This is a genomic window from Phyllobacterium ifriqiyense (assembly GCF_030817885.1).
GTDB lineage: Bacteria > Pseudomonadota > Alphaproteobacteria > Rhizobiales > Rhizobiaceae > Phyllobacterium > Phyllobacterium ifriqiyense.
The window spans coordinates 31,059-44,454 of the sequence record NZ_JAUSZT010000001.1 but is presented as its reverse complement, the minus strand read 5'-3'; the positions used below and the strand labels follow the sequence as shown (position 1 = coordinate 44,454).

At 52.6% G+C, this 13,396-nt stretch carries 13 protein-coding genes; 4 read left to right on the top strand and 9 right to left on the bottom strand.

Annotated features, from left to right (window positions below):
- Positions 1–53 precede the first annotated feature (53 nt).
- Both QFZ34_RS00185 and QFZ34_RS00180 read left to right on the top strand, forming a co-directional pair.
- Positions 54–200 (top strand): hypothetical protein, encoded by a 147-nt coding sequence (locus QFZ34_RS00185; protein ID WP_307275307.1) that lies wholly within the window; start codon positions 54–56, stop codon positions 198–200.
- Between the two features lie 153 nt (positions 201–353).
- The gene (locus QFZ34_RS00180) at positions 354–1,490 is read left to right on the top strand and encodes an anhydro-N-acetylmuramic acid kinase (protein WP_307275942.1); all 1,137 of its coding nucleotides are present in this window, start codon (positions 354–356) and stop codon (positions 1,488–1,490) included.
- 200 nt (positions 1,491–1,690) lie between these two features.
- On the opposite strand, the gene QFZ34_RS00175 is transcribed toward QFZ34_RS00180, so the two are convergent.
- On the bottom strand, positions 1,691–2,992 hold the full coding sequence (locus tag QFZ34_RS00175) for an MFS transporter (RefSeq protein WP_115053681.1): 1,302 nt from the start codon (positions 2,990–2,992) through the stop codon (positions 1,691–1,693).
- A gap of 256 nt (positions 2,993–3,248) precedes the next feature.
- On the opposite strand from QFZ34_RS00175, the gene QFZ34_RS00170 reads away from it, so the two are divergent.
- Positions 3,249–3,833, top strand: a complete 585-nt coding sequence (locus tag QFZ34_RS00170) for a glutathione S-transferase C-terminal domain-containing protein (protein WP_307275304.1) — start codon at positions 3,249–3,251, stop codon at positions 3,831–3,833.
- Positions 3,834–3,990: 157 nt separating this feature from the next.
- A complete protein-coding gene (locus QFZ34_RS00165) occupies positions 3,991–5,076 on the top strand; it encodes a GGDEF domain-containing protein (RefSeq protein WP_115053683.1) in 1,086 nt (361 codons plus the stop codon).
- Between the two features lie 9 nt (positions 5,077–5,085).
- Here the strand turns inward: QFZ34_RS00165 and QFZ34_RS00160 are convergent, their stop codons facing one another.
- From QFZ34_RS00160 to QFZ34_RS00125, 8 genes are all read right to left on the bottom strand, one after another.
- The gene (locus QFZ34_RS00160; protein ID WP_115053846.1) at positions 5,086–5,856 is read right to left on the bottom strand and encodes an amino acid ABC transporter ATP-binding protein; all 771 of its coding nucleotides are present in this window, start codon (positions 5,854–5,856) and stop codon (positions 5,086–5,088) included.
- Positions 5,856–6,536, bottom strand: a complete 681-nt coding sequence (locus QFZ34_RS00155; protein WP_115053684.1) for an amino acid ABC transporter permease — start codon at positions 6,534–6,536, stop codon at positions 5,856–5,858. The genes QFZ34_RS00160 and QFZ34_RS00155 overlap by 1 nt, the downstream gene beginning before the upstream one ends.
- An 87-nt stretch (positions 6,537–6,623) precedes the next feature.
- Complete coding sequence (locus tag QFZ34_RS00150) at positions 6,624–7,394, bottom strand: amino acid ABC transporter substrate-binding protein (RefSeq protein WP_115053685.1); 771 nt, start codon at positions 7,392–7,394, stop codon at positions 6,624–6,626.
- A 391-nt stretch (positions 7,395–7,785) separates the two neighbouring features.
- Positions 7,786–8,856, bottom strand: coding sequence for an ABC transporter ATP-binding protein (locus QFZ34_RS00145; RefSeq protein ID WP_115053686.1), 1,071 nt, complete (start codon positions 8,854–8,856; stop codon positions 7,786–7,788).
- Between the two features lie 16 nt (positions 8,857–8,872).
- Complete coding sequence (locus QFZ34_RS00140; RefSeq protein ID WP_307275296.1) at positions 8,873–9,721, bottom strand: carbohydrate ABC transporter permease; 849 nt, start codon at positions 9,719–9,721, stop codon at positions 8,873–8,875.
- On the bottom strand, positions 9,721–10,650 hold the full coding sequence (locus tag QFZ34_RS00135; RefSeq protein ID WP_115053688.1) for a carbohydrate ABC transporter permease: 930 nt from the start codon (positions 10,648–10,650) through the stop codon (positions 9,721–9,723). The genes QFZ34_RS00140 and QFZ34_RS00135 overlap by 1 nt, the downstream gene beginning before the upstream one ends.
- A gap of 247 nt (positions 10,651–10,897) precedes the next feature.
- Entirely contained in the window at positions 10,898–12,169 is a 1,272-nt protein-coding gene (locus QFZ34_RS00130) for an ABC transporter substrate-binding protein (protein ID WP_307275939.1), read from the bottom strand.
- A gap of 38 nt (positions 12,170–12,207) precedes the next feature.
- Positions 12,208–13,395 (bottom strand): PLP-dependent transferase, encoded by a 1,188-nt coding sequence (locus tag QFZ34_RS00125; RefSeq protein WP_307275293.1) that lies wholly within the window; start codon positions 13,393–13,395, stop codon positions 12,208–12,210.
- Position 13,396 lies beyond the last annotated feature (1 nt).

Genomic DNA, 13,396 nt, shown 5'->3' with positions numbered 1-13,396 from the left:
GGCTGGCCGCACCATTTTTTGTTGGTCAGAACCATAAGATTTGAGGATTAACAATGGCCAAGAGGATCGAAGCGCCAAGGATAAAGCAGGGCGAACAGGGTTACCCAATTCTGGTAGTGCTGGTCGTGTTGTTCGGGCTAGCAGCGCTTATCTGGCTGGGCGTTGAGGTCTACAGTCAATATATTGCCAGTGGCGGATAGCTGGAGCCGTTCGCAAATAGCTCCCTCTCTTGCCCAGATTACAATAGGAAACGGCGCTTGCGGATCATGCCGCCAACGAGTTAACAAGTCTGCGAAATACCGCAATCGCTCGGGAGCGCAGTCCGCCGTATGAACCATCCTAAAACCTCCGATATGAAGTCAAGCTGGGCAGTCGGTCTCATGACCGGCACTGTGCTGGATGGTTTCATCGATATTGCAATGATACGCAGTGATGGCGAAACCATTGACGAGTTCGGCCCCTGGGAATTGGCACCTTATCCCACCGATATTCGCTCGCTTTTGGCGGAAACTTTGGACATTGCCCGTGAATGGCAATTCAAGGGCCCTGAGCCGGAAATCTTTCGCAAAGCGGAAATCGCGTTGACGGAAGCGCAATCGCTTGCCGTCAATCTATTCCTTGAAAAGCATGGCTTCCAGTCTTCCGATATTGCAGCTGTCGGCTTTCACGGTCAGACGGTTCTCCATGTGGCGCCTCAAGGCGGAAATCGCGGATTCACACGACAATTGGGCGATGGCGCAATCATGTCGCGGATTGTTGGAACGGATGTTGTGTTCGATTTCCGTTCTGCGGATGTAGAGGCAGGCGGGCAAGGAGCGCCGCTTTCGGCGATTTATCACAAGGCCATGTTGCAAAAGATTGGAGCTGGCGCCGATCATGCCATGCTCAATCTGGGCGGTGTCGCCAACATCACCTGGTGCAATTCAAGCGACATGATCGCCTTTGATACCGGTCCGGCCAATGCTCCGGTCAATGACTGGATTCGGGCGAAAACGGGCAAGGAAATGGACCGTGACGGCAAGATTGCCGCAAGTGGAAACGTTGATGAGGAGCGCTTGCGCGTGCTTCTCAGCCATCCATTCCTCCATGCACCATATCCGAAATCGCTTGATCGGTTTGATTTCCCGGCATCCATGGCTGACGGTCTTGGTCTTGAAGATGGTGCAGCGACCCTGACAGCTTTTACTGCTGGCGCGGTGGGAAAAGCGTTGGACCTTCTGCCGGAACGACCCAAGAAGATTGTCGTATGTGGCGGTGGGCGCAAGAACCCGGTAATGATGAAGGAAATTGCCAAGCGAGCTAGTGTGGAGGTGATCATCGCTGACGATGTGGGCCTGCGCGGCGATGCGGTAGAAGCGGAATGCTTCGCTTATCTGGCAATGCGTTCGCTTAAGGGACTGCCACTCAGTTTTCCGCACACAACAGGCGTTGCAAAACCACAGACCGGCGGCAGAATTGCACGCAGCCGCGATTTAGAAATCTTAAGCTAAAACAGAGAAATTCGAATTGCTTCAGATCGCGCATTGCTGGACCTGGCTTGGTTCCATAAGATAGATTACGTGATAACTATGTGTATCCGGACGGGGTCAAGGATGAAGTGCGACACGTATTGAATGTCTGGTTTAGGAGGATGCAACGCGCCCGGCGGTGCATCCCAATCTAACGCGTACTTCGCCAAAGTACCCTGCTATCAGAAGTGCTCGTTGCTATCTGCCCTCTTGCCGAGGATCAATGCAGCGATGAGGCCGAGCGCCACGCCGAACATGACATAATAAGTCGGCGCCATGGGTGATCCGGTCTTCTGGATCAGCCAGGTCACGATGAACTGTGCAAAACCACCAATGAGCATCACGGCAATATTGTACGAGATTGACAGACCCAAAGACCGCACGCGTGTTGGAAAGAGCACGGCCATGACTGTGCTGAACACGGCAAAGAATGCTGCCGCGCAAAGACCGGTTGCCAGCTGTACCACGATAAGCCTGCTGATCGTGGGAGCGGCTGTCAGCCACGAATAGAGCGGAAACAAGATGACGAGATAGACCGCAAGCGAGGTGATCAACAGCTTGCTTCGGCCCACCCTATCGGAAAGGATACCCATCAAGGGTGTCAGGACAACAACCCACAATGCCCCAAGCATCTGAACCTCGAACGTCTCCTGAAGTGGCAGCTGAAGAATCTTCGTCGCGAAGGTCACGAGATAGGTGAAGGTTATATACACCGTAACAGTAGCAGCTGCGACAAGCCCGATGCCCAATACTGTTTCGCGCCATGAGCTTGCCAGCAATTCTCCGATACTGATGTGGGTGCCTTTAACGGTCTCTTCCCGTTTGGCATTGCGGAATACTTCTGTCTCATCAAGGCGTTGACGGATATAGACGGCAACAGGAATGATGACCAGGCCAACGAAAAAGGGAATGCGCCAAGCCCATGCCTCGATCTGCTCCTGCGTAAAATAGACTGTCATTAACGTGCCTGCAGCGGCGCCAATCAACAGTCCGATCATCTGGCCGGTCATTTGCCAGGAGCCATAAAAGCCACGCTTTTCGCGAGGGGCCATCTCGATGAGCAATGCTGTCGCCGTGCCGAATTCGCCGCCGGCCGAAAAGCCCTGTATCAGCCGGGCGATAAGGATCAGCAATGGAGCCAACACGCCCGCCGCCTGATAGGTCGGAGCGAATGTGATGATCGCCATGGAAACCGCCATGAGCGAAGTGATCAACACCATGGCAGCCTTGCGGCCATGCTTGTCGCCATAAAGACCAAGAATAATGCCGCCGACGGGACGCATCAGAAACCCGACGCCAAAAATGGCCGTGGTCATCAGGATAGCATTCAGATCGCTGCTTGAGGCGGAGGGATCGACCGGAAAAAACAACCGCGCGATGATGGGTGTCATAAAGGCAAACACAAGAAAATCATACCATTCGAGCGCATTGCCGATAACAGCAGCAACAAGATTACGCACCGGCACTTTGTGAGGCTGCTGCATGATTATTCCTTTATCAGTGGGGTTTTCTGTCAGAAGGTCGTAGCCAGCCTGCCAGGAGACTCGCTTCAGCTACAGTTGAACCCCTCTCCCGGATTGGTCCAGTCCCTAGAAGTTGTTTTCCCCATGAACCAATGGTGCGCTGCAAAATCCCTTATGTTGCGCCGAGACAAGGCTCACTGTTGCAAATTACTGAAACAGGCTTTTATCTTGGCTGCGCGCCGAAATCGGGTCTAACGCTATTCGAGAGGGTCCAATCATGAAATATTTCTATTCTCCCGACACTTGTGCTTTAGCCGGGCATATCGCCCTTGCGGAAGGCGGTCATACGCCGCAGCTGATCAAGGTCGATGTTTTCACGCGAACGATCAAGGAACCTGGCGATTACAATAAGGTAAATCCCAAGGGCTATGTACCCCTGCTGGAATTTGACGATGGTCGGCAACTTACGGAAAATGTTGCAATTCTCAACTGGATCTCACGAAACTCGCCGCGATTTTCGGAAGGGTCAAAGCCTGATATCGACAGGCAAACTGAGATGCTGGCTTTCATATCAAGCGAAATTCAAAAGCCCTTCGTCTTTTCCTTTTTCCTGCCGGGTGACGAAGCAAAAAGCGACCTGACCAAAATGGTCGCCGGGCGGTTCGCCTATCTCACCGAGGTGCTCGATGAACCATTTCTGTTGGGCAGCGATTTCAGCGTGGCGGATGCATTTCTCTATGTCATGTTACGCTGGGCGCGCATGTCGAATATGGAAGTATCGCCGCGGCTCCTCGAATATCGGGATAGGATCGAGCGTATGCACTCAGTACAACGAGCTTTGACTGAAGAAGGACTGGCCTAAAGGCTTTAGAGTCTCTTGCTCCCAAGGTGCTTGGACCAGGTTTAACATCAAATGAAAGCCCCAGTGACATTCAGAGGTTGTTTTTGCGTGGTGCACAGGCCATGCTCCAACAATACCGAATGTAGATCAACTGTCGGTTCTATACGTTGAGAATGAAATGGAATTAAGCATACTGGCGACGGGGATTGTGCGGATACTTGGTATAACCGCGCTCGTCATCCTTTCCTATTCGATGGTCATTCGTAATTTTCCGAATGGTTGGAAAAAGAGTGCTGCTATCGGCATCCTCTTTGCCACTGGTGCCATATTGTCGATGAACGATGCGGTGATGCCGGCACCGGGTGTCTTCTTCGATGGCCGCACCGCTCTCCTGGCAATTGTTTATCCTTATGGGGGACTTATTGGCACCGTCATTGCTGCTTTATTGATCGCTGCCTATCGCATATGGCTCGGCGGCGTTGGTGTCGTGCCAGGGCTGTTGTCCATCTTAATGCTTTGCTGCGTGAGTTATGCTGCAGCACGTGTTCCGGTCCGAAAAATTCCGGTTGGCTTTGGTCGCTCGACGCTCATCGGGCTGGCTGCATCACTCTCGATTATTTCCGTTGTGCTGCTGCCAGGTGAAGTCGTTGCAACCATTGTCGGCGCGCCATTGATCGCAGTCATATTGGCCAATATCGCCAATGTCGTCATTATCGTCAATTTCCTGGAAAGGGAAAAATCCCGCTTGAGGATCATCAGGGCGCTGGAGCATGAAGCTTCTGTGGATCCCCTGACAAAGCTCCAGAATCGCAGGGCCTTCGACAAGGCAGCTTTAAGAGCAATGAATGATAATCGAGCCAAAGCGGCCCATTGCTCGTTGATAATGATTGATATTGATCATTTCAAAACAATCAACGACAGGCTTGGACATTATACGGGTGACACGGTACTGGCTGATGTGGCGGCAATCATCCAGAAGAATGTGCGCCTTGGTGATGTTGTGGTCCGCTATGGCGGCGAAGAAATCTTGCTACTGCTCGCCAATACAAAACAGGATGCTGCCAATGCATTGGCAGAACGCGTGCGCAGCGAGATTGAAAATACGGATTTTGTCTCGGGATCGGAAAGCGTCAATGTCACTGTGAGCGCCGGTGTTGCCAGCTTGGGCGAGAAATATGCAAGCATGGAGGCCTTGCTCAAGGCTGCTGACAAGGCACTTTATCATGCAAAACTAAGCGGCCGAAATCGCGTCGAGGTCGCTTAGATCAGCTTTTTAAATACCCTCGCCATGCATATGACCATCGTGAGTCAGCGTGGCTATGAAGCGTTTTGTACGTTCATGCTTGGGCTGAGTGAAGATATCACGTGAAGTACCCGTTTCAACAATTACGCCGCCATCCAATACGATTACTTCATTGGCGATGCGTGAAGCCAGCCGCAAATCATGCGTGGCCATGACCATTGTTGTGCCTTCCCGCGCCAATTGAGCCAGAACATCGACCACCTCGCCCGATAGTTCCGGGTCGAGCGCAGAGGTAGGTTCGTCGCACAAAAGGACCTTGGGTGATGGAGCCAATGCACGGGCAATGGCGACACGCTGTTGCTGTCCGCCGGAAAGTGTTGAGGGCCAGACCTCCGATTTATGTGCAAGGCCAACTTTTTCCAAGAGGGCCTTTGCGCGCTCCCTCGCCTTCTCTTTGGGCCATTTGAGAACGGTGGTCAGGCCCTCGGTCACGTTCTCAATCACGGTTCGATGGGGAAAGAGCTGGAAGTTCTGAAAGACCATGCCAGTGTGACGCCGGAGCAATTGAATTTGCTTCGTCGAAGGTTTGACGCCCGGCTGAAACTCAAGACGGTCTCCGGCGATTTCGACGCTGCCAGCGGTGGGAATTTCAAGCAGGTTAATGCAGCGAAGCAATGTGCTCTTGCCGCCACCGGAAGGGCCGACAAGTGCCATTACCGCACCTTCTGCTACATCAAGAGACACATTCTTCAGGACTTGAAGATCGCCAAAATTCTTCTCGATATTCTTGAGTTGGATCATCATGATCGGGCCTCCAGAAAGCCACCATACCGGTTGAGCCGCGTTTCCAGTCTTGCCTGCAAAGATGAGAGAACCGAGCTTAAAATGAGGTAGATGATCGCCGCTTCAATGTAGAGAATAAGTGGCTCATAGGTCGTGGCGACAATCCTCTGTGCCGCCTGGAAAAGCTCGGGCACGGTGATGGCGGCAGCGAGAGAAGTGTCCTTTACCAGTGAGATAAATGTGTTGGACAAGGGGGGCACTGCGACGCGGGCGGCTTGTGGCAGGATCGTGCGCCGCATGGCCTGTGACCAGTTCATACCAATGGAATAGGCGGCTTCCCACTGGCCTTTAGGGACCGAGGAAATGACCGCACGCAGAATTTCCGAAGTGTAGGCACCGATATTGAGCGTGAAGCCAATCAGTGCAGCGGTGAAAGCATCAAGAACAATTCCGGCACTTGGCAGGCCATAGAAGATCAGGAAAAGCTGAACCAGCAGCGGTGTGCCACGGATAATCCAGACGTAGAATTTGATGATGGCCGCAAAGGGCGCGGGAGCGAAAAGCCTTATAAGCGCTGCGAGCAGGCCAACAGAGAGCCCCAGCACGAACGATAAAAGCGTCAGCGGAATGGTGAAGATCAAGCCAGCCCACAAAAGTGAGGGCAAGGATTCGAGCATCAAAGTAAGCCAGCTGGGCACGGCCTCTTCTCCTTGGAAAAAATAAAAGGCAGGGGGACAAACCCCCTGCCCTGTTAGAGCGTAAATTCTGTTTGCCGTAAACGGTGATTACTTGGAAACGTCCTGGCCGAAATATTTGTCGGCAATCTGTTTATAAGTGCCATCGGTCTTGATTGCTTCAAGCGCCTTGTTGATTTCTGCCAGCAATTCAGGCTCGCCTTTGCGAATGATGATTCCGGAGAAATCCGCATCGGCCTGTTCAGCTGCAATTTTTACATTGGCGTCGGGCTTGTGTTTTTTGAAGTCAAGAAACGACAGGCTGTCATTGACGGTTGCATCGGCGCGTCCGCTCAACAGAAGCTGGATTGATTGATCGAAGCCGTCAGTTCCAACCAGCTCTGCGCCATTGCTCTGGGCGATCTTGCCGAAATTGCTGGAAAGAGATTGAGCAGACTTTTTACCCTTCAGATCAGCAAAACCCTTGATTTCATCATTGTCGCCTTTGACGATGAGAACGGCCTTGGATGCGATGTAGGGTTCGGAGAAGTCATACTTGGCCTTGCGGGCCTCGGTAATGCCGACCTGATTGATAACAGTATCGTAGCGCTTGGCGTCAAGACCGGCAATCAAACCATCCCATTTGCCTTCCAGGAATTCGGCTTTCACGCCGAGCTTTTTGGCAATGGCTTCGCCGATTTCCACATCGAAACCAACAAGCTTGCCGGCGGCGTCGTGATAGGTAAATGGCGCATAAGTGCCTTCAGTACCAATCTTGAGAACACCTGCGGACTTGATTTCCTCAAGGTTCGAGCCTGCGAATGCATGCACGGGTGAGATTGCCAGAGCACCGATGACGACGATTGATTTCAGCCAGTTCATTTTATTTCCATCCGATATCTATGCGCCGCTGCGTCTTTGTACGCATTTGGGCTAATGATTGGAAAATGTCACTTTGTAGATCGCCTGTATAGGCATTCTAGCGTCATGAAAGTAGAATTAGACGAAATTCATACCACATTTTACGGGATATCAGGAATATAATTTCGGTGCGGTTGTTTTCTTCAATTGCCGAACCTTACGGACGCAGGCACAATTTCTTGAACCATTTTGCATAGACCTTCCGCGTGGTTCGACAAGCTAACCATGAGGAAGGTTTATGCCATTGCATCGAGCTCGATTCACGAGACTTGCAGCCCACCCATCCCCTCATGCGAGCTCCTGAGCTTGCCAAGGGCGAACCACGCAAAGACGTCTATGCTCTCTATATGGCCTACCCGATGCGCAAACCGCTCGCGCCATGGAAAAGATGGACATTCTCTGGCTTGATGCCAAGTCCAATCATATCTCCGGGTTGCCGGTCTGTCCTACCCATGGCGAATATACAGGTCTGGTGCCCGGAAAGCTTCGTATAGAACTGCGTCGACAGTCCAAGAGGCTCTATGACCTCTATCTGTGCCTTCAGATCAGTGCCGCCGCCGACTTCAATATTCTCGGGGCGAATGCCAATTGTCACTCTTTCGCTGTCCGAGATTTCCAATTGCGGAAGCAGGCCAATGGTCTGACCGTCGCTCAACTCGGCCCAAGCCTTATCCCCCTCGCGGCGTACCACAGCTGGAAGGAAGTTCATTCCCGGAGATCCGATGAATCCTGCAACGAAAATATTGGCCGGATTATCGTATAGTTCCAAGGGCGTGCCGACTTGCTGGATAATGCCATCATGCATGACCACAATGCGGTCTGCCATGGTCATTGCTTCCACCTGATCATGGGTGACGTAAACCGATGTGGTTTTCAGCTGCTGGTGCAGCGCCTTGATTTCCGTACGCATATGCACACGAAGCTTGGCATCGAGATTGGAGAGTGGTTCGTCAAAAAGGAACACTTTGGGATCACGAACAATAGCGCGGCCCATGGCAACCCGCTGGCGCTGACCACCGGAAAGCTGGCGGGGAAGCCGCTCTAAAAGCACGTCCAGCCCCAGTCGCTTTGCGGCGCTGCTGACGCGGTCCAGGACAAGTTCCTTGGCCGCTTTCCGCAGCATAAGACTAAAGCCCATATTCGAGGCCACATCCATATGCGGATAGAGCGCGTAGGATTGAAACACCATGGCGATGTCGCGATCCTTGGGCGCCACATCATTGACGACGCGGTCGCCAATCCTGATCTCTCCGGCGGAGATTTCTTCAAGCCCGGCGATCATGCGCAACAGGGTGGACTTGCCGCAGCCTGACGGCCCGACAAGCACGACAAATTCGCCATCCGGAATTTCGAGATTAACGGCAGAGAGCACATTCATGGCGCCGTAGCTTTTCTGGACGTTGGTAATAGTGACAGAAGCCATCGTGTTAAATCCCTTATTAGCCCTTCACCGCACCGGCCGTGAGGCCTGTGACGAGGTATCGTTGCAGGAAGGCGAAGAATAGACATGCGGGTATCAAAGCCAGCACCGAGGCGGCCATCATCTGACCCCAGTCGACCGCAAACTTGCCAATGAATGTGAGTAGGCCAACCGCGAAGGTTTTCTGGTTGTCGCTGCTAATAAGCATCAATGCGAACAGCAATTCGCTCCATGCCGCAGTGAATACGAAACCGAGCGTTGCCCCCATTCCCGGTAGGGTCAGAGGAATGATAACGCGGCGCAAGGCTTGGCTGCGATTGCAGCCATCGATCATCGCCGCCTCTTCCAGGTCTTTCGGTATGCCATCGAAGAATGATTGCATGAGAAATGTGGCAAAGGCGATGTTGAAGGCAGTATATATGATGATCAGACCGGTCAGGCTGTCAGTCAGCCCAAGCTGGCCCATTATTCGATAAATTGGCGGTATCACCATGACCAGAGGAAACGTCTGGGTCAGCAGGAGTGTGACGGCGACAGTCGTTTTTCCACGAAATGAGAAGCGCGACATTGCATAGCCGGCCGCTGATGCAATGATTGTTACCAGCACTGCCGTTATGACTGATACAATGACACTATTGACGAAGTAGCGCGGAAAGTCTGTAGCGCGCAAAACAGTCTTGTAATTCTCGAATGTTGCTGATGACGGCCAAAGCGTTATGCCCTCTGAATAGAGAAGCGATTGCGGCGTGACTGAAATTTTCAGTGTCCAGAACAGGGGAAAGAGCGCAAAAATTACATAGGCGGCGACTGCGCTATAAAGGCCAATTCCGCCAAGAATCCTGGCATTGCGTGAGCGTCCGGCGATCATCAGGAATACCTCACGAGAGATTTGCGAATGCGGATCAAAACAATCGCGTAGAGGATGAGGAGTGCAAGCAGGAGTACCGCGACCGCTGAGGCGTAGCCTTTGTCCAGCGTCTTGAAAGCGCTCACATAAATATAGGTTGCAACTGTATTGGTTGAACCCGCGGGTCCGCCCTCGGTCATGACATAAATCAGGTCGGCAAAAGTGGCGATCCAGATGGTGCGCAGCATCACTGTGATCGCAATGGTGGGCGCAAGAAAAGGCAGGGTCACTTTCATGAAGCGCTGCCACGGGCTCGCCCCATCAATGGCCGCAGCTTCATGCAGCTCGCCGGGAATGGATTTCAACGCAGCCAGCAGGGTGATGGCGAAGAAGGGCACGCCGAACCAAACATTCGCTATGATAGGCCCCCACATGGCGGTCGCTGGATCAGCGAGAATATTGGTGGGTTCGGACTTGAGCCCCAAAGCGAACAGCCAGTGTGGCAAAGGCCCGACAATAGGATTGAAAAGCCACGCCCATGTAAGACCTGAAAGGAAGGACGGAACTGCCCAAGGCAGGAATACGATGGCCTGCACCACTTTCTTGCCGTAAAAATTGCGATCAAGCAGCAATGCCAATCCTAAACCAAGGAAGAACTGCAAAACGAGGCTGGCAACAGTCCACCACAGTGTATTCATCAGCGCCTGACCGAGATTTGCATCATGCAGCAGGGCTTCATATTGACCAAGGCCGACAAATTCAGATTTGAACGCCGAGAACTTCCGGAAAGAATAGCTGATACCGAATATCAGCGGAACGACGAGCACGAGCAAAAGCAGGACAAGTGCGGGGCTCAGATAGAGCCATGGTTCGAAAACAGTCGAGAAGCGGCGCTTGCCACCTTCCCTTCCATTTCCCTGCGGCAAACCCGCCGCTGTTGCGTGTGTCATTAGAATCTTTCTCCATAATACACGACACAATGCTTTAAGCTCGTTTGCATAGGTTTTGTGCGTGGTTCGACAAGCTCACCATGAGGGACGTGGTTAGTTGCAAGGTTTTCTGCAACGTCTCAGAACCCGGCTCCCCGCAGCTTATAAACTTCCCTCATGGTGAGCTTGTCGAACCACGCACAAGGCAATTGCAATCCCCGCAATGAATGCTCCGGCACAGCGCACCGGAGCATTTATTCAACTCAGATTATTTCTTGTTCTTCGCCATCCAGGCTTGCTGCTGTTCGGTGAGGAAAGCAGCCCACTCATCAGCGACTGCTTTTGGCGTTTTCTGGCCGAGCAATACTTCCTGAAAATTCTTGACTGAAACGGAGTCATAGAAATTGCCGAGGTTTTCAAGATGGGTTGGTGGTGTCACCAATTCGAAGGTTTTTGGGTCGTTGATTTCCTCAAACCATCCTTTGAAGGCTTCAGCGCCGAAATATGGGTCTTTGTCCGCGCCATTGTGGATCGGCAGAACCCCGACATTCTTGGCGAATTCAATATTGTCTTCAGGCGAAAGCAATGTCGCCATCAGTTTCCATGCGTCATCCTTGACCTCGGAATCAGCAAACATCGCCCAACCTGCATAACCCAAAGTCGGGTAGGATTTACCGTTTGGTCCTGTTGGCAAGGGAGCGACGCCGAAGTCTTCCGCTTTCATTTTTTCAGCAATGCCGATCAGTGCATCTGGATCCTGATCAAGCATTGCGCAGGTTCCGGAGTAAAAGCCGGTGACGATCTCGTTGAAGCCCCAGCTCACGCTGTCTTTTGGAGCATAGCCATTCTTGTAAATGTCGGCCAGCAACTCCAGACCCTTGACCGAGCCGGGTTCGTTGATTGTCGCTGTGCCATCGGCATTGAAATAGCCGCCCTTGCCATTGGCGATGTTCATGAACATCTGAACGCCGTTGAAGCCGCCAGGACCACCGCGCAGGCAATAACCATATTTGCCTTTGATCGCGGAAATCTTCTTGTTGGCTTCCATGAATTCGTCGAGTGTCTTCGGTGCTTCTTTGAGACCTGCCTCGGCGAAGAGCTTCTTGTTCCAGAACATGGCTCGGATGTAATAGCCGTAAGGGATCATGTACTGCTTGTTATCGACAACCGAACCGAACTGCTTGGCGCGATCGCCGAGCGTGCCGGCATCTTTCCACTTGGCGAGATAGGGTCCAAGGTCTTCAAGCTGGGCATTATTGGCATAAAGACCCATCCAGCGCTCTGGCATCTCAACAATGTCAGGCGTGTCCCCGGCCTGGACCATGGTCAGGAATTTTTCAAACGCCTGTCCCCATGGAAGCGATACGAGCTCCACTTTTGTGCCGGGATTTGCCTGCTCGAAGCTGGCAATCTGCTTTTTCAACAGCTCGGTACGAGGCGGGCTGGTGATGACTTCAACCATTTTGATTGTCGTATCAGCAAAGGCTGCCGATACGGTCATGGACAGTGCTGCGATTGCGCTGGCCAGAAATGTTCCCATTCTTTTTTGCATTTTATGCTCCCATCTTGTTTTTAAGTTCAGCGTTTTGCCGCGGTGAATGCGTTGGCGAGGTCCGCCCAGAGTTCCTCAACATTTTCCAGTCCGACATGTAGGCGGATCGTTCGGGGGCTGACACCGAAGCGCCCGATCGAATTTGCGTCCGGCGTTTGCTGCAAGGAAGCAAGTGCGGGGACAACGAGGCTTTCATGACCGCCCCAGCTGACGCCGATGCGGAACAGTTTCAACGCATCGACAAAGGCGGGCACATCGATCTCATCTGTAACTTCGAATGAAAACAGGCCCGAATAACCGCTAAGCGTGGCTTTGCCAGGATGGTTGGAATAGACCGGGTGCATGACCCGCTCGACATTGCCGTGGCCTTTAAGCCTTTCAGCGATTATAAGGCCGCTCTTCATGTGATGCGGCAACCGCAATGTCAGCGTGCGCAGCCCGCGCAAAAGAAGCCAGGCCTCGAATGGCGAGAGCTTTGCGCCGAGGTAAGAGTAGGTGCGGCCATTGATCCGGTCGATCATTTCTTGCGAGCCGGAGACAATGCCAGCGACCGTATCGCTGTGTCCGCCCAGATATTTGGACGCGGAATGCATAACCAAATCAATGCCATGGCTGATTGGCTTTTGGAAAAGCGGCGTTGCCCAGGAATTGTCGATTGTGGTGACGACGCCATGTTGTTTGGCAAGACGCGCATAATGAGCGATGTCCTGCAATTCGAACATCATGGAACTTGGACTTTCCAGATAAAGCAGCTTGGCGCCCGGCAAAGCAGCGGCGACAGCATCGGGATCGGAGCCATCGACATAGTCTACTTTGATGCCAAGATGAGGCAGAAGACGTTCGAACAGACGGTAGGCATCGCCATAACAATTGCGAACAGAAACAATGCGTTCGCCTGCGCCGACGAAGGCAAGAACCATGGCGCTGATCGCACCCATTCCACTGGAAAAAGCCCGTGCCGCCTCAGCGCCTTCAAGCGCCGCGATCTTCTTTTCAAACTCCATGACAGTCGGGTTATCGCCGCGGGAATACATTGGTTGGCGCTTGCGACCGGCGAAAGCATCGGCCATTTCGGCGTAATTCGTGAAGGTGAAAAGTGAAGTTTGATAGATTGGCGGAACAACAGAACCGCCGGGGAAAGGATCGTCATGCGCCAGCAAAGTCGCGGCTTGCGCCATCATGTCCTGATCGTGGAAAAAAGGGTTATCATTCATT